14 protein-coding genes and 5 tRNA genes are annotated in these 20,834 nt (G+C 71.1%); all 19 read left to right on the top strand.

What is annotated here, in order from left to right; translation table 11 throughout:
• The first annotated feature begins 334 nt into the window (after nucleotides 1-334).
• The 19 genes from cysE (at nucleotide 335) to rpoC (ending at nucleotide 20,727) form a co-directional block, all read left to right on the top strand.
• The gene (gene cysE, locus E1B22_RS03360) at nucleotides 335-1,069 is read left to right on the top strand and encodes a serine O-acetyltransferase (protein WP_243123670.1); all 735 of its coding nucleotides are present in this window, start codon (nucleotides 335-337) and stop codon (nucleotides 1,067-1,069) included.
• 131 nt (nucleotides 1,070-1,200) lie between these two features.
• Nucleotides 1,201-2,778: a cysteine--tRNA ligase gene (gene cysS, locus E1B22_RS03355; protein WP_243123824.1), complete on the top strand. Its 1,578-nt coding sequence runs from the start codon at nucleotides 1,201-1,203 to the stop codon at nucleotides 2,776-2,778.
• On the top strand, nucleotides 2,775-3,566 hold the full coding sequence (gene rlmB, locus E1B22_RS03350; RefSeq protein ID WP_135224558.1) for a 23S rRNA (guanosine(2251)-2'-O)-methyltransferase RlmB: 792 nt from the start codon (nucleotides 2,775-2,777) through the stop codon (nucleotides 3,564-3,566). Before cysS ends, rlmB begins: the two co-directional genes overlap by 4 nt.
• Nucleotides 3,567-3,780: 214 nt before the next feature.
• A complete protein-coding gene (gene sigH, locus E1B22_RS03345) occupies nucleotides 3,781-4,464 on the top strand; it encodes an RNA polymerase sporulation sigma factor SigH (RefSeq protein WP_207669917.1) in 684 nt (227 codons plus the stop codon).
• 218 nt (nucleotides 4,465-4,682) lie between these two features.
• Nucleotides 4,683-4,754, top strand: a tRNA-Thr gene (locus E1B22_RS03340).
• Between the two features lie 113 nt (nucleotides 4,755-4,867).
• A tRNA-Tyr gene (locus E1B22_RS03335) sits at nucleotides 4,868-4,950 on the top strand.
• 5 nt (nucleotides 4,951-4,955) lie between these two features.
• Nucleotides 4,956-5,032: transfer RNA gene (locus E1B22_RS03330), tRNA-Met, on the top strand.
• 40 nt (nucleotides 5,033-5,072) lie between these two features.
• Nucleotides 5,073-5,145: transfer RNA gene (locus E1B22_RS03325), tRNA-Thr, on the top strand.
• Between the two features lie 395 nt (nucleotides 5,146-5,540).
• Nucleotides 5,541-6,728: an elongation factor Tu gene (gene tuf / locus E1B22_RS03320; protein WP_135224557.1), complete on the top strand. Its 1,188-nt coding sequence runs from the start codon at nucleotides 5,541-5,543 to the stop codon at nucleotides 6,726-6,728.
• A gap of 202 nt (nucleotides 6,729-6,930) precedes the next feature.
• Nucleotides 6,931-7,080 carry a 50S ribosomal protein L33 gene (rpmG, locus tag E1B22_RS03315; protein ID WP_135224556.1) on the top strand — a complete coding sequence of 50 codons (150 nt, stop codon included), beginning with the start codon at nucleotides 6,931-6,933 and terminating at the stop codon, nucleotides 7,078-7,080.
• An 85-nt stretch (nucleotides 7,081-7,165) separates the two neighbouring features.
• Nucleotides 7,166-7,243: transfer RNA gene (locus E1B22_RS03310), tRNA-Trp, on the top strand.
• Between the two features lie 544 nt (nucleotides 7,244-7,787).
• Nucleotides 7,788-8,081: a preprotein translocase subunit SecE gene (secE, locus tag E1B22_RS03305; protein WP_243123668.1), complete on the top strand. Its 294-nt coding sequence runs from the start codon at nucleotides 7,788-7,790 to the stop codon at nucleotides 8,079-8,081.
• 465 nt (nucleotides 8,082-8,546) lie between these two features.
• Complete coding sequence (nusG, locus tag E1B22_RS03300; RefSeq protein WP_243123822.1) at nucleotides 8,547-9,050, top strand: transcription termination/antitermination protein NusG; 504 nt, start codon at nucleotides 8,547-8,549, stop codon at nucleotides 9,048-9,050.
• 96 nt (nucleotides 9,051-9,146) lie between these two features.
• On the top strand, nucleotides 9,147-9,575 hold the full coding sequence (rplK, locus tag E1B22_RS03295; protein ID WP_135224554.1) for a 50S ribosomal protein L11: 429 nt from the start codon (nucleotides 9,147-9,149) through the stop codon (nucleotides 9,573-9,575).
• Nucleotides 9,576-9,889: 314 nt separating this feature from the next.
• A complete protein-coding gene (gene rplA / locus E1B22_RS03290; RefSeq protein ID WP_135224553.1) occupies nucleotides 9,890-10,591 on the top strand; it encodes a 50S ribosomal protein L1 in 702 nt (233 codons plus the stop codon).
• A gap of 560 nt (nucleotides 10,592-11,151) precedes the next feature.
• Nucleotides 11,152-11,679: a 50S ribosomal protein L10 gene (gene rplJ, locus E1B22_RS03285; RefSeq protein ID WP_135224552.1), complete on the top strand. Its 528-nt coding sequence runs from the start codon at nucleotides 11,152-11,154 to the stop codon at nucleotides 11,677-11,679.
• Between the two features lie 105 nt (nucleotides 11,680-11,784).
• Nucleotides 11,785-12,171 (top strand): 50S ribosomal protein L7/L12, encoded by a 387-nt coding sequence (gene rplL, locus E1B22_RS03280; RefSeq protein ID WP_135224551.1) that lies wholly within the window; start codon nucleotides 11,785-11,787, stop codon nucleotides 12,169-12,171.
• A gap of 978 nt (nucleotides 12,172-13,149) precedes the next feature.
• Complete coding sequence (gene rpoB / locus E1B22_RS03275; RefSeq protein ID WP_135224550.1) at nucleotides 13,150-16,860, top strand: DNA-directed RNA polymerase subunit beta; 3,711 nt, start codon at nucleotides 13,150-13,152, stop codon at nucleotides 16,858-16,860.
• Nucleotides 16,861-16,863: 3 nt separating this feature from the next.
• Nucleotides 16,864-20,727 carry a DNA-directed RNA polymerase subunit beta' gene (rpoC, locus tag E1B22_RS03270; RefSeq protein WP_135224549.1) on the top strand — a complete coding sequence of 1,288 codons (3,864 nt, stop codon included), beginning with the start codon at nucleotides 16,864-16,866 and terminating at the stop codon, nucleotides 20,725-20,727.
• The last annotated feature ends 107 nt before the right edge of the window (nucleotides 20,728-20,834 follow it).

Below are 20,834 nucleotides of genomic sequence, written 5' to 3'. Positions count from 1 at the left end.
AGAGTAGGCGGACCCCGCCGCCAGAGAGGGATCGTCGCCGGCTGCGAGCGGTCCCCGGCCGGGGTGCGGCCGAAGTGCACCCGGGAGCCGCGCGCCGAACGGCCGCGTTCGGCCCAGTAGGTGCCGCCGGATGCCCACCGTTAGCGGGCGCTGCCGGAACCCCGGGGCGGATCGGCGCCCTTGCCGCGTTCGTCCGGCACCGGGTGGCCACCGGGACCGGCAGGAGTGGGGTGGCCGGCCTTCCCGCCCCAGGCTCGGCGCCCAATCAGGGTGGAACCGCGGGCCCTCCCGCCTCTGAAGCGGCGGGAGGGCCCTTCCTTTCGGGGGTGGAGCCATGCTGCGCCGCCTGCTGGAACGCCTGCGGGAAGACGTGCGCGTGGTCTTCGAGCGGGACCCCGCGGCCCGCTCGGTGCTGGAGGTCATCTTCTTCTACCCTGGGCTGCACGCGCTCTGGTTGCATCGCATCGCCCACTGGTTCTACCGGCGGAGGCTGTACTTCATCGCCCGGGGCATCTCCCACTTCTCCCGCTGGCTGACGGGCATCGAGATCCACCCCGGTGCCCGCATCGGCCGGCGCTGCTTCATCGACCACGGCCTGGGCGTGGTCATCGGCGAGACCACGGAGATCGGGGACGACGTCACCATCTACCAGGGGGTTACCCTGGGCGGGACGGGCAAGGACCGCGGCAAGCGGCACCCCACCCTGGGCAACGGCGTCCTGGTGGGGGTCGGGGCCAAGGTGCTGGGCGCCATCACCATCGGCGACAACAGCCGCATCGGGGCCGGCGCGGTGGTGGTGAAGTCGGTGCCGCCCAACTGCACCGTGGTGGGCATCCCCGGCAAGGTGGTGATCCGCGACGGCCGCCGGGTCGGCATCGATCTGAACCATGGGGAGCTGCCCGATCCGGTGTCGGACGCGATCCAGCGGTTGCAGGACTACGTGGAGGAACTCGAACAGCGGGTCATGACGCTGGAGCAGGAACTGGAGGCCGTGCGACGCCAGCGGGCCTCGGCGGACGAACCCGGCCCCGGGCGGACGGCCGCCCGGGTCACCTGTGGCGGAGCCTGAGCAGCCGGCGGCTCGGAGCTGCGGCCCGGGCATGGGGCGAGGGAAGGCCGTCGACGCCTGGCGGCGCCTGACGCGGGCGATCCGGGTCCCAGCCCGCGGCATGGGGCGAGGGGAGGGGACGAGGCGTGGGCATCCAGATCTACAACACCCTGACGGGCGAGAAGGAACCCTTCGAACCCCTGGAGCCGGGCCGCGTGCGCATGTACAACTGCGGCCCGACGGTCTACGACTACTTCCACGTGGGCAACCTGCGCACGTTCCTCTTCTTCGACGTGGTGCGGGGATGGCTCGAGTACCGCGGCTACGCGGTCCGCTACGTCCAGAACTTCACCGACATCGACGACAAGCTGATCCGCCGCGCCGCGGAGCGGGGCATCACGGTCAAGGCGCTGGCCGACGAGCAGATCCGCGCCTACTTCGAGGACGCCGACGCCCTGGGCATCGTCCGGGCGGACGCCCATCCGCGGGTGTCCGAGAAGATCGACCGGATCATCGCCCTGATCCAGCGGCTGATCGACCGGGGCTTCGCCTACGTCGCCGGGGGCGACGTGTTCTTCGACGTGGGGCGCTTTCGCGACTACGGCAAGCTCTCCGGCCAGAGGACCGAACAGCTCCTGGCCGGGGCGCGCGTCGAGGCCGCCGAGAACAAGCGCAACCCCCTGGACTTCGCGCTGTGGAAGGCGCAGAAGCCCGGCGAGCCCGCCTGGGACAGCCCCTGGGGGCCGGGCCGGCCGGGCTGGCACATCGAGTGCTCGGCCATGGCCATGGACGAACTCGGCGAGACCATCGACATCCACTCCGGGGGGAGCGACCTGATCTTCCCCCACCACGAGAACGAGATCGCCCAGAGCGAGGCGGCGACGGGCAAGCCCTTCGCTCGCTACTGGATGCACGTGGCCCTGGTTCAGGTGGGCGGGCAGCGCATGGGCAAGTCCATGGGCAACTTCTGGCGCGTGCGCGACCTGCGCGCCCGCTTCCATCCCGAGGCGATCCGCCTGTTCATCCTCTCGGCCCACTACCGCAACCCGCTGGAGTTCAGCCTCGAGGCCCTGGAACAGGCGGAGCGGGCCCGGCAGCGCCTGGCCAACTTCATCGCCCACCTGGAGCACCTGGTGCAGGTGACCCGGCCGCGCCAGGGCGGTGCCGGTGCCGACGACCAGGCGGGGGCGCCGGTCCCCGGTGCCGCCGGTGAAGGGGAGCGGGGCGGCGGCGTGCCGTCCTCCCGCGCCTCCGCCTCCGCGGACCGCCGCGACGTCGTCGGGACGGAGCCGGGGGCCCACGGCGTCGCGGTGGACTGGCCGGCCCGGTTGGCCCGGGCCCGGGCGGAGTTCGAGGCGGCCATGGACGACGACTTCAACACCGCCGACGCCCTGGCCGCGCTGTTCACGCTGGCGCGGGACGGCCACAAGGTGCTCGGGCCGGACAGCCCGCGGGAGTGGATCGAGGCCACGCTGGCGACCGTCCGCCAGCTGGGTGCCCCGCTGCGCCTGTTCCGCGCCCGCGAGGCGGATGCACCGGCGGGGGATGCCCAGGCGCTGCTGGACCTGGTCCTGGAGGTCCGCCAGTACGCCCGCTCCATCCGCGATTACCAGCTGGCCGACCGCATCCGCGATCGGCTGGCCGAGCTGGGGTACGTGTTGGAGGACACGCCGGCCGGCACGCGGGTGCGCCGCCGCCCGGCGGCGGCTGCGCGGGGGCGGGGGACGTGACGACCCGGCGCTCCCGGGCGGCGCGTCGCGGCGGGCCGGCGGCCGGGTTCCTCCAGGTCGAGGGGCGACAGCCCGTCCTGGAACTGTTGCGCAGCGACCACCCCGTGGAAAGGGTCGTGGTGGCTCGGGGCCGGCACGGGGCGGCCGTGGCCGAGCTGCTGGAGCGAGCGCGCGCCCGCGGGATCCCGGTGGAGGAGGTCGACCCCGCGGACGTCCGGCGGTGGGCGCAGACCGAGGGCCACCAGGGGGTGCTGGCGCTGGCCGCGCCCCTCCCGCGCTACGACCTGCTGGATCTGCTCGACCGCGCGGCGGCGCGGGGCGAGCCGCCGCTGCTGGTGATCTGTGCCGAGATCCAGGACCCGCATAACCTCGGCGCCGTCCTGCGCACCGCCGAGGCAGCCGGGGCCCACGGGGCGGTGGTCCCCGTCCACCGCAGCGCGCCGCTGGGGCCGGCGGTCTTCAAGAGCTCGGCGGGCGCCCTGATCCACCTGCCGGTGGCCCAGGTGACCAACCTGTCCCAGGCCGTCGCGCGCCTCCAGGAACGAGGGGTGTGGGTGGTGGCGGCCGATCCCGCCGCCGCCGAGCCCTACGACCGGTGGGACTGGACCCAGCCCGTGGCGCTGGTGCTGGGCAGCGAGGGGCGCGGCGTGCCGCCGCTGCTCCTGCGCCGTGCCGACCGGCGCGTGGCCATCCCCCTGGCCGGGCGGGTGGGATCCCTCAACGTGTCGGTCGCCGCCGGCGTCCTGCTGTTCGAGGCGTTGCGGCAGCGGCGGGCGAGCTTGGCTTGACCCTTGCCAAGGCCGCCGGTATAATGGCCTTGCGATTTGTCTCCATGGATGCGAAGGATCGAGAGCGTTTCCGTCCGATGGGGCCATCCCTTGTCGTATTTCCGCCAGTGCGTGCATAGCATGGGTACGAAACCCGAATCCATCCCCTAGCGTTCCACCACGTCGCGTCGCGCGCGGACCCCGCTAGCCGCCGTGACCCTGTCCAACGGAGGCGATGGAGACGGTGAACTCGCAGCCGCAAGCCCCAGCGCGATTCCAGCGGGATTGGGATCGCATGGACGACGAGGAGATCGTCGAAATCGCCCGACAGGGAGATGCGGAGGCGCTGGAATACCTGATCGGAAAGTACAAGAACTTCGTCCGCGCCAAGGCGCGCTCCTACTTCCTCGTGGGTGCCGATCGCGAGGACATCATCCAGGAGGGGATGATCGGTCTCTACAAGGCGATCCGCGACTTCCGCAGCGACAAGCTCTCGTCCTTCCGTGCCTTTGCGGAGCTTTGCATCACGCGCCAGATCATCACCGCCATCAAGACGGCCACGCGGCAGAAGCACATCCCGTTGAACTCATACGTATCGCTCAACAAGCCCATCTATGACGAGGACTCGGACCGCACGCTGCTGGACATCATCTCGGGTTCGCGGGTGACCGACCCGGAGGAGCTGTTCATCAGTCGCGAGGAGTTCGGCGACATCGAGCAGAAGATGGGCGAGATCCTGAGCGAGCTGGAGTGGCGCGTCCTGATCGCGTACCTGGACGGGAAGTCGTACCAGGAGATCGCCGACGAGCTGAACCGGCACGTCAAGTCCATCGACAACGCGCTGCAGCGCGTCAAGCGCAAGCTGGAGCGGTACATCGAGTCGCGCAACCAGCAGCTGGACCAACCGGCCCGGGCGTGACGCCCGGGCCGGCGCGTCGGCGCCACCGTCCCCGGTGGCGCCGTTCGTCCGGTTGGGGAAGCACCGGCCGGGCCCCCGGCGGTGGGCCAGGCGGCGGCGCGCGGACGCCGGGAGGAGGACGATGGCGGCGGCGGGGAGCCGGGGTGGCCCAGGGCCGGCGGCCGGGCGTTGCGGGCGCCGCCGTCCCGTGGTATCATCGGGGGTGCGGTCGGGAGCGTGCTGGCGTAGCTCAACGGTAGAGCAGCCGCCTTGTAAGCGGCAGGTTGTCGGTTCGAATCCGTCCGCCAGCTCCGATCTCCGATCGCCGGCCCCGGGGTCGCTTGACAGGCCTGCTATAATAGGAAGCGGCATCGCGCCCGACGGTCCGCGCGGTGGCGGCCGTCACGGCGGCGTGCCGAGGCATGGAGAGGTACCGAAGCGGCCAAACGGGGCAGACTGTAAATCTGCTGGCGTATGCCTTCGCTGGTTCGAATCCAGCCCTCTCCACACGACGCGGGGTAGAGCAGTCAGGTAGCTCGTCGGGCTCATAACCCGGAGGTCGTGGGTTCAAATCCCACCCCCGCAACCATTGCGATGGTCTCTGTATCGCGGGCCTGTGACGGCCCCGGGCTGCCGTAGCTCAGTCGGTAGAGCACAGCCATGGTAAGGCTGGTGTCGGCGGTTCGATTCCGCCCGGCAGCTCAGCCCAGTCGGGGCGCCGAAGAGGGCGCCCCGTTCCATTGTGGGGGGGCGCAGTCGCCCCGCCGTGCTGCGGGGCGACTGCGCCCCCGTGGCTTCTTCGGCACCCGCGCCTTCGTGGGCGGCCGCCAGGGCGGCCGTGGCGCCGGGCCGCGGGGCGCCCCGCGGCGCCCCGCCGCGCTGCCCATCCAGCGGCACCCCGTCGGCCCCGCCTGCGGGACGAGGGTGGCGGTCCGCGCCGCGCGGGGCGCGGGACGATTCGGCCTGCGGCGCCGCCTGGGCTGGAGCGGGCGCGTGCGGGCGCCGCTTGTCCCGCCCCAGCCAGATCAGTACAATAGAACCGCTTGTTTGGGCGGAATGCCTGGAACCACCGTGCTGATCGGGAGGGTGTCGGCCCTATGGCCAAGGCGAAGTTCGAGCGGACGAAGCCGCACGTGAACGTGGGGACGATCGGGCACGTGGACCATGGGAAGACGACGCTGACGGCGGCGATCACGAAGGTGCTGGCGAAGCAGGGGAAGGCGCAGTTTGTGGCCTACGAGCAGATCGACAAGGCGCCGGAGGAGAAGGAGCGCGGGATCACGATTTCGGTCTCGCACGTGGAGTACGAGACGGAGAACCGGCACTACGCCCACGTGGACTGCCCGGGGCACGCCGACTACGTCAAGAACATGATCACGGGCGCGGCGCAGATGGACGGCGCGATCCTGGTGGTGAGCGCGGCGGACGGGCCGATGCCGCAGACGCGGGAGCACATCCTGCTGGCGCGGCAGGTGGGCGTGCCGTACATCGTGGTGTTTTTGAACAAGGTGGACATGGTGGATGATCCGGAGCTTTTGGAGCTGGTGGAGCTGGAAGTGCGGGAGCTTTTGAGCCAGTATGACTTCCCGGGCGATGAGGTGCCCGTGATCAAGGGGTCGGCGCTGAAGGCGCTGGAGGGCGATCCGGAAGCGGAGCAGGCGATCTTGGAGTTGATGAAGGCGGTGGACGAGTACATCCCGACGCCGCAGCGGGATGTGGATAAGCCGTTCCTGATGCCGGTGGAGGACGTGTTCTCCATCACGGGGCGCGGGACGGTGGCGACGGGTCGTGTGGAGCGCGGCCGCGTGAAGGTGGGCGACGAGGTGGAGCTGGTGGGGTTTGCGGACAAGCCGAAGAAGACGGTTGTGACGGGCGTGGAGATGTTCCGGAAGGTCTTGGACGAGGCGGTGGCGGGGGACAACATCGGGTGCTTGTTGCGGGGCTTGGACAAGGACGAGGTGGAGCGGGGGCAGGTGTTGGCGAAGCCGGGGTCGATCAACCCGCACAAGAAGTTCGTGGGGAACGTGTACGTGCTGAAGAAGGAGGAGGGCGGGCGGCACACGCCGTTCTTCAACGGCTACCGGCCGCAGTTCTACTTCCGGACGACGGACGTGACGGGGGAGATCCAGCTGCCGGAGGGCGTGGAGATGTGCATGCCCGGGGACAACGTGGAGATGACGGTGGAGCTGATCACCCCCATTGCCATCGAGGAGGGGCTGCGGTTCGCCATCCGGGAGGGCGGCCGCACCGTCGGCGCCGGCGTCGTCACCAAGATCCTCGAGTGACCGGGCGGGGTGACCGGGCGGTCGGGTTCCTGCCGGCCGGGCCGGGATCCGACGGCTGGACGGGGCGGGGCAGGACGGCGCTTTGACAGGCGCCCTGCCCCGTGCTACATTCTTGACGCCGTACCGGCTTGCGCCACAGGGATCCGACCCTGGCGGAAGGGGTCCCGCCGCTGGCAGAGGGTCGCAGACGGAGGAATGAGCGATGCGGGTGGTCATCAATCTGGAGTGCAGCGAGTGCAAGCGGCGCAACTACGCGACCACGAAGAACAAGCGCACCCATCCCGGGCGGCTCGAGCTGCGCAAGTACTGCAAGTGGTGTCGCCGCCACACGGTGCATCGCGAGACCCGCTGACCGGGGGCGTCCGGGGCGGGTCGCGCTGCGTTGACCGGCGCGGTGCGGCCGGGTATAATCAAACCGCTCGCGAGCGGAACCACGCAGGCCCGTAGCTCGAACTGGTTAGAGCGGCGGACTCCAAATCCGCAGGTTGGGGGTTCGAATCCCTCCGGGCCTGCCAATTTTCTGTCTGTGCGAGCTGTGCGAGGTCGCACCGCGACCCGTCCGACGGGGTTCGGCCGACCAGGTTCTCCGTAGGGGTTCGCTCCTTCGTCCAGTGTCGTAGGCATCGGCCCGGGGGCGCCGTGGACATCGAAGACCCGCCCGCGCGCTGGGTTGCACGGCATCGTGGCGGGCGCGCGGCGCGTGGGCCGTTGGGCGTGGTCGCGGGCGGTGGCCGCGGGCCGGGCGCGGAGGCTCCCGACCGAGGCGCTGGTCGCCCACCGGTGTCTCGCGTGGCCCAGGCGGCTCGGGCCGCCCAGTGGCTCGTGGAGGGCTCGTCTCGGGCAAGCCTCCCGGGCAAGCAGGGGAAGCCTTCGACCACCGGGGGGTGTGGGGGCGGCGGTCCCGGCGACAGGCTTGGGATCGGCGTCCCGGCGACGGGTGGCCAGGGCAGGGTGCCCGGCGATTTCCTGAGGTGGCGCAGCGGTCGTAGTGGTCTGAAGTCGACAAATCGAGCTTGACAGGAAGGCTTTCTTTTTTTGCCCGTGTGAGGTGACGGTGCCATGGTGCGGCAACGCGGAACGGCCCTCCCGCCGGCGACGGGCAGCCGACCGGCCGGGGCGGCAGGAAGGGATGCGGCGATGCGCAGGGGTTCGTCCTTGCGTGGGGCCTGGGAGCGGGTGGCCCGGTTCTTCCGCCAGACCGGGGCCGAGCTGCGCCGGGTGGTCTGGCCCGACCGCCGGCAGACCGTCACGTACACGGCGGTGGTGCTGGGCACCGTCGCCTTCCTGGCGGCCCTGATCTGGGTGGCCGACTTCGTGATCCGCGAGATCCTGGAGTTGATCCTTCCCGGCTGATGCGCATGGCCTGGCGCGGGGGCCGCCCGCCAGGCCGTCTGCACCTCGCCGGCCACCGGCCGGCGAGGTGGCGGGCCGGTGCCGGCGCCCGCCGGACGGGGCCCGACCGCGTCGACGGAGGGGCGCCGCGGGCCCGGAGCGACTGACCCCGCACCCGCGGTGGATGCCGGGACGTGGCGAAGGGGGTGACGGGTTCCTCCCGAGGAACCCGCGACCATGGCGAACGAGCGGCAGGCGGACTTCATCCCGGACGAACCGGCCTCGGACGCGGCCCATGCCGATCCGGTCGAGGCGGCGTCGGCGCGCTCCGCCGACGCCGCCTCGACCGGACGGGGGGCGGCGGCGAACGGGCGCGCCGAGGCCGGGGCCGACGTCGCCCAGGAGGCCGGCGAGCAAGGTGCGCAGGCGGCGGAGGGCGGACGGCCCGCCGAGGCGGCTCGCGATCCCCGCCGGCAGTGGTACGTCATCCACACGTACGCCGGCTACGAGAACAAGGTCAAGGCGAACATCGAGAAGCACGTGCGGACCATGGGCATGCAGGACAAGATCTTCGAGGTGCTCGTGCCGACGGAGGAGGCCATCGAGGTCAAGGACGGCAAGCGGCGCACCGTCCAGCGCAAGGTCTTCCCGGGGTACGTGCTGGTGGAGATGATCATGACCGACGAGTCCTGGTACGTGGTCCGCAACACGCCAGGCGTGACGGGCTTCGTGGGGGCGGGCAACAAGCCCACGCCGCTGCTGCCGTCGGAGGTCGAGCAGATCCGGCGCCAGATGGGCGTGGACGAGCCCCGGCCGCTGATCCGCTTCGAGGTGGGCGAGTCGGTCAAGGTGACGGAGGGACCCTTCGAGGGCTTCATCGGCCAGGTGGAGAGCATCGACCACCAAAAGGGCAAGCTGCGCGTCCTGGTGTCCATGTTCGGGCGCGAGACGCCCGTGGAGCTGGACTTCACGCAGGTCGAGAAGATTTAATGGATGGCGCAGTCTTCGCGCCCGTCCCGCCGCGGCCCGGTCCCTGGCGGGACGCGGCGCCGCGCCAGCCTGCGCGGCAGCGGGGGGAGAGGCGACGTGGCGAAGAAGGTGATCGCCAAGATCAAGCTGCAGATCCCGGCTGGCAAGGCGACCCCGGCCCCGCCCGTGGGGCCGGCCCTGGGCCAGCACGGCATCAACATCATGGCCTTCACCAAGGAGTTCAACGAGCGCACCAAGGACCAGGTGGGCCTGATCATCCCCGTGGAGATCACGGTCTACCAGGACCGCTCCTTCACCTTCGTCACCAAGACGCCGCCGGCGTCGGTGCTGCTGGCCCGGGCGGCCGGGGTGGAGAAGGGGTCGGGGACCCCGAACAAGAACAAGGTCGGGCGCGTCACCCGGAAGCAGATCCGCGAGATCGCCGAGCTGAAGATGCCCGACCTCAACACGTCCGACGTGGAGGCCGCCATGCGCATGATCGAGGGCACGGCCCGCAGCATGGGCATCGAGGTGGTCGAAGCCTGACCACCTGGAGCCCTGCGGGGAGTCCGGCCCCCGCCGGGGGCCGGACTCCCCCGCGCGGCTGAGCGCCGCCCGCCGACCAGGCCGGCGACGGCGCGCGGGCCGGGGGGCCGGACGGCCCCGCAGGGCTGAGCGCCGCCCCAGACCACGGGGCGCTCGGCCGACGGCGTGGGAGACGGCCGGGACCCGCGGCGGCCCATGGGGGCCGACCGTCACGATCCGCCAGCCGGGCCCGGTCCAGCGGCGCGGCCCGGCGCCGGGACGGCGTCAAGGGCCGGCATCCCGGCCGTCGCCTGAACCACGGAGGTGGAGCTGCCATGCCGAAGCACGGGAAGCGCTACCGGAGCGCACTGGCCCAGATCGACCGCCAGCGCCTGTACGAGCCCGAGGAGGCGCTGGCCAAGGTCAAGGAGCTGGCGTCGGCGCGCTTCGACGAGACGGTGGAGGTGGCCCTGCGCCTCGGCGTCGACCCGCGCCACGCGGACCAGGTGGTGCGCGGGACCGTGACGCTGCCCCACGGCACCGGCAGGCCGGTGCGCGTGGTGGTGTTCGCCAAGGGCGAGCCCGCCAAGGCCGCGGAGGCGGCGGGTGCCGACGTGGTCGGGGCGGAGGAGCTGGCGGAGCGCATCCAACAGGGTTGGGTGGACTTCGACGTGGCCATCGCGACGCCGGACATGATGGGCCTGGTGGGACGGCTGGGCCGCATCCTCGGCCCGCGGGGCCTGATGCCCAACCCGAAGACCGGCACGGTCACCTTCGAGGTGGCCGACGCCGTGCGCGAGTTCAAGGCGGGCAAGGTGGAGTTCCGGACCGACAAGGCCGGCAACGTGCACGTGCCCATCGGGAAGGTGTCCTTCACCGTCGAGCAGCTCAAGGAGAACCTGGATGCCCTGGTGGAGGCGGTGGTGCGCGCCAAGCCCGCGGCGGCCAAGGGACAGTACATCCGGTCGGTGACCGTCTCGTCCACCATGGGGCCGGGCATCCGCATCCGGCCCACCGCCTTCGCCCAGGTGGCGTGACACCGCCCGGCCCCCGCGGCGGGCCCGCCGCCGGGGGGCCGGGCGAACCGCCCCTTGTCTTGGCGTGGATTTTTTGCTTTTCTCGGTTTGGTCGTGTCGTATCCCGGGCCCATGGGGCCCGGGCCCGCTGCGCCGGTGCGGCCCAGGAGGGTGGCCGCGTCCCGGAGGGCCGGGTTCGTCCGGCGGGGCGGGCGCGTTACCAGAGACAGCAGGTGCCAAGGCTTAAAGGGCCGTCCACGCCCGCCTGCCGAGGTAACGGTGACGGTCTCATCGTGGCGAGGCCAGCCGGTTGCCTTGCGGGGCCTCCGCGGCGGGACGGAGCCGGGGCCGTGCCGGTCGCCCCCGGGATCCGCCCCACGAGGCCCACCCGCGGTCCGCCGGGTCGGCCCGGCCGCTCCGCAGGCCAGTCGCAGGCCAGTCGGGGAGTGACCCGCGGCGTCCCAGGCGTCCGCTGGCGTCGTCGCCATGGCGTCGACCGAAGCCGTGACCCCGGCGGGATGCGCCGGGGTCTTGCCTTTCCCGGCCGGGCGCCGGACGGCCGGCGGGAAGGGGGTGACGGGTTGCTCACCAGGGCCGAGAAGGAGGCGCTCGTGGAGGAGCTGGCCGGCAAGCTGCAGCGGGCGCAGGGGGTCATCCTGACCGACTTCCGCGGCCTCAACGTCGCCGACACCAACGAGCTGCGGCGCCGCCTGCGGACCCAGGGCGTGGAGTACCGCGTCGTCAAGAACACGCTGATCCGGCGGGCGGCTGCCAAGGCCGGCATCGACGGGCTCGACCCCCTGCTGGAGGGGCCGACCGCCCTGGCCTTCGGCTACGACGGTCCGGTGGCTCCGGCCAAGGAGCTCTCCCAGTTCGCCAAGGACCACAGCCAGCTGAAGATCAAGGGGGGTCTGCTGGCCGGCCGGGTCATCGGGGTCGAGGAGATCCAGCGGCTCGCCGACCTGCCCTCCCGCGACGAACTGCTGGCCAAGGTGATGGGCGGCATCCAGGCTCCGCTGTACGGGCTCGTCGGCGTGCTGGCGGCGACCCTGCGGTCGTTCGCCTACGCCGTCGACGCGCTGCGCCGGCAGCGGGAGGCGCAAGCGTGAGCGCGGCACCGCGGCCACCCGCTGCGGCGCGGCGAGCGCGAGCGGGCGCCGGACGCCGGCGGGACGAGGCGCCCGCGCGATCCCAGGACACAGGAGGCGATGGGGATGTCCAAGGTCCAAGAGGTGCTGGACATCGTCAAGGGCATGACGGTCCTCGAGCTGGCCGAGCTGGTGAAGAAGTTCGAGGAGGAATTCGGCGTGTCGGCGGCGGCCCCCGTCGCCGTGGCGGCGCCCGGTGCGCCGGCGGCCGCCGGCGGCGCCGCTGCGGCGGAGGAGGAGAAGACGGAGTTCGACGTGATCCTCAAGGAGGTCGGCGGCAACAAGATCCAGGTCATCAAGGTGGTGCGCGAGCTGACCGGCCTCGGCCTGAAGGAGGCCAAGGACCTGGTGGACAACGCCCCCAAGCCGCTCAAGGAGGGGGTCTCCAAGGAAGAGGCGGAGCAGATCAAGGCGAAGCTGGCGGAGGCCGGCGCCACCGTCGAGATCAAGTGAATGGGGACAGCCCGCGGCCGACGTGGGAGTCCCTCTTCCCCCGCGGCGCTGGCAGGACGGCAACGGCGATCGGCAGGGCCCTCGCGGTGACGAGGGCCCTGCGCCTTCCGGGGCCGAGGGGCGGCCCACCGCGCCGTTACCGGGGCGCCGGATGACCCCGGCCGGACGTCCGCACCGGGGAGGTGGGAGGGAGGTGGGACGGCGGGGTGTGCGGGGCGTCCCTCGCGACCGGCGCCACGGGCTTCCCGGGGGTCCGTCCCCACGGCGTCGGGCGGGTCCCGCGCCAAGGGGCTCCGCGGCCCCCCGGCCAGGGTCATCCTTGCTGCAACCCACGGCCCGGGTGGGCCCTCATCCGATTCGTCCGGCACGCGGCGGTCGGCGTGCGCCGACAAGGCGCCACGGCACCGCACGGGACGGGCGGTCCACCCGGGGCCACGGCGCCGCAGGGGCGGCGCGCCTCGGTACGGCGCCACGGCACCCCAGGACCCGGCGTGCGGCGACAAGGCGACATGACACGCCAGGGGCCGGGGTGCGCCGGCACGGCGACGGGCGCTGCGTCGCGACGGGACGGTGCGTCGACCGGGGTGGGGGGTGCGTTGACATGGGGGTGGGCTTGCGCTAGCATTATACCTTGCCACTGTTGTTGGTTGCCGCCAGTGGCAGGTGCCCATGCGTCCAACATCCACGGGCCCCGGGCGCTCGCCCGGAGTCCTCGTCCTCGCAGAGGCGCCTTCGCTCAGGAGGTTCGGCGCCGGCATGCATGGTTCCTGCAACGCGACGCCATTCTTCCGGCGATCCTCTCTCCGGGTTCCCTCCCTCTGGGATGGCCAGCCCGATCCGTAGGGCCGCCGTCGAGACGGCCCGGCGGGCGGACCGCCCCCGGCGGGGGCGCGGGTCCGCCCAAGGGGGCGCTCCGAGGCGGAGGCAGGCTCTGAGGCGTGGTGGCGGATCCTGTGGCGAAGGGGTGTGAACCAAGGCATGCCGCACGTGGTCAAGAGCGGGAAGCGGGAGCGGCTGAGTTTCGGGCGCATCCACGAGGTCCTGGACCTGCCCAACCTGATCGAGGTGCAGCTCAACTCGTACCGGTGGTTCCTCAACGAGGGGCTGAGGGAGACCTTCCAGGACATCTCGCCGATCCAGGACTTCACCGGGAACCTGGTGCTGGAGTTCGTGGACTACTCGTTGGGGGAGCCCAAGTACTCGGTCCAGGAGTGCAAGGATCGCGACGTGACCTACGCGGCGCCCCTGCGCGTGCGGGTGCGCCTGATCAACAAGGAGACCGGCGAGGTCAAGGAGCAGGAGGTCTTCATGGGCGACTTCCCGCTGATGACGGAGCACGGCACCTTCGTCATCAACGGGGCGGAGCGCGTCGTGGTCAGCCAGCTGGTCCGGTCGCCCGGCGTGTACTACAGCGTGGACTACGACGCCAACGGCAACCCGCTCTACTCGGCCACGGTGATCCCCAACCGCGGCGCCTGGCTGGAGTTCGAGTCCGACGCCACGGGCGTCGTCTACGTGCGCGTGGACCGCACCCGCAAGCAGCCGGCCACCGTGCTGCTGCGCGCCCTGGGCTACCAGACCGACGCCGAGCTGCTGGAGCTCCTGGGTGACACCGAGCACGTGCGCGCCACCCTGGACAAGGACAACACCGACTCCCAGGCCGAGGCCCTGATGGAGATCTACAAGCGGCTGCGCCCCGGGGAGCCGCCCACGGACGAGAGCGCCCGCCAGCTGCTGGAGAACCTGTTCTTCGACCCCAAGCGGTACGACCTGGCCGCCGTCGGGCGGTACAAGCTCAACAAGAAGCTCAGCCTGCGGGCGCGCCTCATCGGCCTCTACGCCGCCGAGGACGTGGTCCACCCCGAGACCGGCGAGCGCCTGGTCGAGGCGGGCCAGCGCTTCGACCGGCAGCTGGCCCAGCGGGTCCAGGCGGCCGGCGTGCGCCGGGTGCGGGTGCGGACGCCGGACGACCGCGAGGTGGTGGTGCTGGGCAACGGCCAGCCCGACACCGGTGTGCGCACCCTGACCCGCGAGGACGTGGCCGCCATCGTCAACTACGCCTTCGGCCTCCTGGTCGGCGTCGGGACCACCGACGACATCGACCACCTGGGCAATCGTCGCCTGCGCTCGGTGGGCGAGCTCCTGCAGAACCAGTTCCGCATCGGCCTGGCCCGCATGGAGCGGGTGATCAAGGAGCGGATGAGCATCCAGGACGCCGATGCCATCACGCCCCAGGCCCTGATCAACATCCGGCCCGTGGTGGCGGCGGTCAAGGAGTTCTTCGGCTCCAGCCAGCTCAGCCAGTTCATGGACCAGACGAACCCGCTCACCGAGCTGACCCACAAGCGGCGCCTCTCGGCCCTGGGCCCGGGCGGGCTCAGCCGGGAGCGGGCCGGGTTCGACGTCCGCGACGTGCACCACTCCCACTACGGCCGCATGTGCCCGATCGAGACGCCGGAAGGTCCAAACATCGGCTTGATTGGCGCCATGGCGACCTATGCCCGGGTCAACGAGTACGGCTTCATCGAGACGCCGTACCGGAGGGTGGAAAAGGGCCGGGTGACCGACGACGTGGTCTACCTCACGGCCGATGAGGAGGACGAGTGCGTCATCGCCCAGGCCAACGCCGAGCTGGATGAGAACGGGTACTTCAAGGAGAAGCGGGTGGCCGTGCGCTTCCGCGACGAGGTGCGCCTGGCCGCGCCCGAAGAGATCGACTACATGGACGTCTCGCCCAAGCAGGTGTTCTCCATCGCCACGGCCCTGATCCCGTTCCTCGAGCACGACGACGCCAACCGCGCGCTGATGGGGGCCAACATGCAGCGCCAGGCGGTGCCGCTGATCCGCACGGAGGCGCCGTTGGTGGGCACGGGGATCGAGTACCGCACCGCCGTCGACTCGGGGGTGGTGATCACCGCCCGGCGGGCGGGCACCGTGCGCCGCGTCACCGCGCGGGAGATCGTCATCGAGACCGATGACGGCCAGCGCGACACCTACCACCTGATGAAGTTCGAGCGGTCCAACCAGGGCACGTGCTTCAACCAGCGGCCGCTGGTGCGCAAGGGCCAGCGGGTGGAGCAGGGCGAGGTCATCGCCGACGGCCCCTCCACGGACCAAGGCGAGCTGGCCCTGGGGCGCAACGTGCTGGTCGCCTTCATGCCCTGGGAGGGCTACAACTACGAGGACGCCATCCTGATCAGCGAGCGGCTGGTCAAGGATGACGTCTTCACCTCGATCCACATCGAGGAGTACGAGTGCGAGGCCCGCGACACCAAGCTCGGGCCGGAGGAGATCACCCGCGACATCCCCAACGTGGGCGAGGACCAGCTGCGGGACCTGGACGAACGCGGCATCATCCGCATCGGGGCGGAGGTGCGCGCCGGGGACATCCTGGTCGGCAAGGTGACGCCCAAGGGCGAGACGGAGCTCACCGCCGAGGAGCGGCTGCTGCGCGCCATCTTCGGCGAGAAGGCGCGGGAGGTGCGGGACACCTCGTTGCGCGTGCCCCACGGCGAGAGCGGCATCGTCGTCGACGTCAAGGTCTTCTCCCGGGAGAACGGCGACGAGCTGGCGCCGGGCGTCAACCAGCTGGTCCAGGTCTACGTGGCCCAGAAGCGCAAGATCTCCGAGGGCGACAAGATGGCCGGCCGCCACGGCAACAAGGGCGTCATCGCCCGCATCCTGCCGGAGGAGGACATGCCCTTCCTCCCCGACGGCACGCCGGTGGACATCGTGCTCAACCCGCTGGGTGTGCCCTCGCGGATGAACATCGGCCAGATCCTGGAGTGCCACCTGGGCTGGGCGGCCAAGGCCCTGGGCCTCTGGGTGGCGACGCCGGTCTTCGACGGCACCGACGAGGAGAGCATCCGCGAGCTCTTGCGCAAGGCGGGCCTGCCCGAGAGCGGCAAGACCGTGCTCTATGACGGCCGCACGGGCGAGCCCTTCGACAACGAGGTCACGGTGGGCTACGTCTACATGCTGAAGCTGGCCCACCTGGTGGACGACAAGATCCACGCCCGGTCCACCGGCCCGTACTCGCTGGTCACCCAGCAGCCCCTGGGCGGCAAGGCCCAGTTCGGCGGCCAGCGCTTCGGCGAGATGGAGGTGTGGGCCCTGGAGGCCTACGGCGCCGCCTACACCCTGCAGGAGCTGCTGACCGTCAAGTCCGACGACGTGGTGGGCCGCGTGAAGACCTACGAGGCCATCGTCAAGGGCGAGAACGTGCCCGAGCCGGGCGTGCCCGAGTCCTTCAAGGTGCTGATCAAGGAGATGCAGAGCCTCGGGCTCGACGTGAAGATCCTGACCGAGGACAACCGCGAGGTCGAGCTGCGCGAGGACGAGGAGGCGCGGGAGGGCGCCGAGCTCGACCTCGACCTGGGCGAGCTGGCCCGTGCCGGCGCCCGCGCGCGCGCCGGGCGGCGGGCGGCGGAGGCCGGTTCGTCCGACGAGGACCACGGCCAGGCGGACTACGGCGATGGCTACGAGGACGAGGACGCGGACATGGAGGCCGACGAGGCCGACGAGACCGACGAGGAGGGCGACTGGGGCGACAACCCCGCCGCCTACGACGACAGCGACCTGGAGGCCGGGTTCAACCTGGACGAACCGGCGGACGACCTGGATGCGGACGCCGACGACGAGGCGGACGAGGACGGCGACGACGTGCGGGCCAGCGGAGGGGGCGACTGAGGCGTGAAGACCATCGAGAGCTTCCAGGACCGCATCGGGGAGGGCCTTGTCCAGGACGTCAACCACTTCGACGCCATCCGCATCAGCCTGGCGTCGCCCGAGAAGATCCGCGAGTGGTCCAAGGGCGAGGTGAAGAAGCCCGAGACCATCAACTACCGGACCCTCAAGCCCGAGCGGGATGGCCTCTTCTGCGAGCGCATCTTCGGACCGACCAAGGACTGGGAGTGCCACTGCGGCAAGTACAAGCGGGTCCGCTACAAGGGCATCATCTGCGACCGCTGCGGCGTCGAGGTCACCCAGTCCAAGGTGCGGCGCGAGCGCATGGGCCACATCGAGCTGGCCGCGCCCGTCTGCCACATCTGGTACTTCAAGGGCATCCCGTCGCGCCTCGGCCTGCTGCTGGACATGTCGCCCCGGGCGCTGGAGCGCGTGCTGTACTTCGCCGCCTACGTGGTCATCGATCCCGGTGAGACGGCGCTGCTGGAGAAGCAGCTGCTCACGGAGACCGAGTATCGCGAGGCGCGGGAGAAGTACGGCAACGCCTTCCGGGCGGGCATGGGCGCCGAGGCGATCAAGGAGCTGCTGGAGCGCCTCGACCTGGACGAACTGGCCGAGGAGCTGCGCGCGGAGATCAAGAACTCCAGCGGTCAGCGGCGGCTGCGGGCCGTGCGCCGGCTGGAGGTGGTGGAGGCGTTCCGCAAGTCGGGCAACGACCCGACGTGGATGATCCTGGAGGCCATCCCGGTCATCCCGCCCGACCTGCGACCGATGGTGCAGCTGGACGGCGGCCGCTTCGCCACGTCCGACCTCAACGACCTCTACCGGCGCGTGATCAACCGGAACAACCGGCTCAAGCGGCTGCTGGACCTGGGTGCGCCGGACATCATCGTGCGCAACGAGAAGCGCATGCTCCAGGAGGCCGTCGACGCCCTGATCGACAACGGCCGCCGCGGGCGGCCGGTGACCGGCCCCGGCAACCGGCCGCTGAAGTCGCTCTCGGACATGCTCAAGGGCAAGCAGGGGCGGTTCCGCCAGAATCTCCTGGGCAAGCGGGTCGACTACTCCGGCCGCTCGGTGATCGTCGTCGGCCCGCGGCTGAAGATGCACCAGTGCGGGCTGCCCAAGGAGATGGCCCTGGAGCTGTTCAAGCCCTTCGTCATGAAGCGGCTGGTGCAGCTGGGCTACGCCCACAACATCAAGAGCGCCAAGCGCATGGTGGAGCGGGTGCGGGACGAGGTCTGGGACGTGCTGGAGGAGGTCATCAAGGAGCACCCGGTGCTGCTCAACCGGGCGCCCACGCTGCACCGCCTGGGCATCCAGGCCTTCGAGCCCGTGCTGGTGGAGGGCCGCGCCATCCAGATCCACCCGCTGGTGTGCACGGCGTACAACGCCGACTTCGACGGCGACCAGATGGCCGTGCACGTGCCCCTGTCGGCGGAGGCCCAGGCCGAGGCGCGCATCCTGATGATGTCGGTCCACAACCTCCTGAACCCCAAGGACGGCAAGCCCGTGGTGACGCCCACCCAGGACATGGTGCTGGGCTGCTTCTACCTGACCCTGGAGCGGGAGGGCGCCAAGGGCGAGGGCCGCATCTTCAGCTCCGCCGACGAGGTGCTGATGGCCTACCAGCTCAAGCAGGTGGAGGTCCACGCGCGGATCAAGGCGCGGGTCCAGACCGCGGAGGGCCGCAGGCTGATCGAGACCACCGTCGGCCGGGTGATCTTCAACGAGGCGCTGCCGGTGGAGCTGCGGTTCATCAACGAGCCGGTCGACAAGAAGAAGCTGGGCGACATCGTGGCCGAGAGCTTCCGGCGCCTGGGGTACGCCAAGACGGTGGAGATGCTGGACGCCATCAAGGAGCTGGGCTTCCACTTCGCCACCCAGGCCGGCACCAGCATCGCCATCGGCGACGTCAAGATCCCCGAGAAGAAGGCGGAGTACATCGCCGAGGCGGAGGCCCAGGTGGAGCAGGTGGAGAGCCAGTACCGCCGGGGTCTCATCAGCGCGGAGGAGCGGTACCAGAAGATCATCGACATCTGGAACAAGACGAAGGACAAGGTGACCCAGGAGCTGACCCGGGTGCTGGACCACTTCAACCCGGTGTACATGATGGCGATCTCCGGCGCCCGCGGAAACCTCACCCAGATCGCCCAGCTGGGGGGCATGCGCGGCCTGATGACCGACCCGTCGGGCCGGATCATCGAGCAGCCGGTGCGGTCCAACTTCCGCGAGGGGCTGACGGTGCTGGAGTACTTCACCTCCACCCACGGGGCGCGCAAGGGGTTGGCCGACACGGCGCTGCGCACGGCCGACTCCGGTTACCTGACCCGGCGGCTGGTGGACGTCTCCCAGGACGTCATCGTCCGCGAGGAGGACTGCGGCACCACCGAGGGCATCACTGTCTCGGAGATCCGCGACGGCGAGGAGGTCATCGAGTCCCTGCAGGATCGTATCGTCGGCCGCATCGCCGTCCGGGACATCGTGCACCCCGAGACGGGCGAGGTCATCGTGCCGGCGGGCGAGGAGATCGACGAGGACCGCGCCCAGGCCATCGTCGACGCCGGCATCCAGTCGGTGGAGATCCGGTCGGTGCTGGCCTGCCGGTCCCGGCACGGGGTGTGCGCGCGGTGCTACGGCCGCGACCTGGCGACGGGCAAGATGGTCAGCATCGGTGAGGCCGTGGGCACCATCGCCGCCCAGTCCATCGGCGAGCCGGGGACGCAGCTGACCATGCGCACCTTCCACACCGGCGGCGTCGCCGGCGAGGACATCACCCAGGGTCTGCCCCGGGTCGAGGAGCTGTTCGAGGCCCGCAAGCCCAAGGGGCAGGCGGTGATGACCGAGGTGGGCGGCACGGTCAAGGTGGTCGAGACCAAGCAGCGCCGGGAGGTGCGGGTCATCGCCGACGACGGGTCGTGGCAGGCCTACACCGTGCCCTTCGGCGCGCGCCTGCTGGTGCGGGACGGCGACCGGGTCGAACCCGGCGACGTGCTGACGGAGGGGCCCATCAACCCCCACGACATCCTGAAGATCAAGGGCGTCCAGGCCGTCCAGCTGTACCTGCTGCAGGAGGTCCAGAAGGTCTACCACATGCAGGGCGTGGACATCAACGACAAGCACATCGAGATCATCATCCGCCAGATGATGCGGAAGGTGAAGGTGGAGGACGCGGGCGACACCGACCTGTTGCCCGGCGGCCTGGTGGACGTGTTCGAGTTCGAGGAGGCCAACGCCCAGCTGCCCGAGGGGGCGCGGCCCGCGGTAGCGCGGCCGGTGTTGCTGGGCATCACCAAGGCGGCCCTGGCCACCGAGTCGTTCCTGTCGGCGGCCTCCTTCCAGGAGACCACCCGGGTCCTGACGGAGGCGGCCATCAAGGGCAAGACCGACCCGCTCCTCGGGCTCAAGGAGAACGTGATCATCGGCAAGCTGATCCCCGCCGGCACCGGCATGAGCCGCTACCGCCGCATGCAGATCCTGGTGGAGGGCAAGTCGGAGCGGGAGGTCATGGCCCAGGTGCGCCGCGCCGAGACGCTGGCCGCCCGCGCCCTGGGTGAGGATGGTGCGGCGGCCCCGGCCGACGGCGTGGCGGTGGATGGGGCGGTCAACGGTCCCGTGGTCCCCCAGAGCCTGGCGGCGGGTGGTGACGGCGCCGCGCTGCTGGACGAGGCCGCGGGCGCGGCGGCGGGCACCGACGGCGCCGGGACCGGCGGCGCGGACGCGCCGGACGGCGAGGGCCAGGACGGCGCCGTGCCGGGCGGCGACGGCGCGGCCCCGGCGGCCGATGGCGCGGCCTCCGGCGCGGCCGGGGATGGAGTCGCGGACGAACCGGCCAGCGCGGCGGAGGACGACGCCGAGCGGTCTCCGTGACCGGCGCGGCCCTGCCCCGGCGGCGATGCCGGCCGGGGCCGGGCCGCGTTGACCTGCCCCAGGGCGGGTGCTACACTTATCGAGTGTGTCTTGGCCTGATGAATCGC

Origin of the sequence: Thermaerobacter sp. FW80, assembly GCF_004634385.1 — a bacterium.
Classification (GTDB): domain Bacteria; phylum Bacillota; class Sulfobacillia; order Thermaerobacterales; family Thermaerobacteraceae; genus Thermaerobacter; species Thermaerobacter composti.
The sequence above is the reverse complement of the archived record's forward strand: the minus strand, read 5'-3'. Positions and strand labels throughout refer to the sequence as shown.

Bases quoted from the DNA above. Each gene is read 5' to 3' on its own strand.
- cysE (WP_243123670.1), top strand. From the start codon at position 335: ATGCTGCGCCGCCTGCTGGAACGCCTGCGGGAAGACGTGCGCGTGGTC.
- sigH (WP_207669917.1), top strand. From the start codon at position 3,781: ATGGAGACGGTGAACTCGCAGCCGCAAGCCCCAGCGCGATTCCAGCGG.
- tuf (WP_135224557.1), top strand. From the start codon at position 5,541: ATGGCCAAGGCGAAGTTCGAGCGGACGAAGCCGCACGTGAACGTGGGG.
- rpmG (WP_135224556.1), top strand. From the start codon at position 6,931: ATGCGGGTGGTCATCAATCTGGAGTGCAGCGAGTGCAAGCGGCGCAAC.
- secE (WP_243123668.1), top strand. From the start codon at position 7,788: ATGGTGCGGCAACGCGGAACGGCCCTCCCGCCGGCGACGGGCAGCCGA.
- rplA (WP_135224553.1), top strand. From the start codon at position 9,890: ATGCCGAAGCACGGGAAGCGCTACCGGAGCGCACTGGCCCAGATCGAC.
- rplL (WP_135224551.1), top strand. From the start codon at position 11,785: ATGTCCAAGGTCCAAGAGGTGCTGGACATCGTCAAGGGCATGACGGTC.
- rpoB (WP_135224550.1), top strand. From the start codon at position 13,150: ATGCCGCACGTGGTCAAGAGCGGGAAGCGGGAGCGGCTGAGTTTCGGG.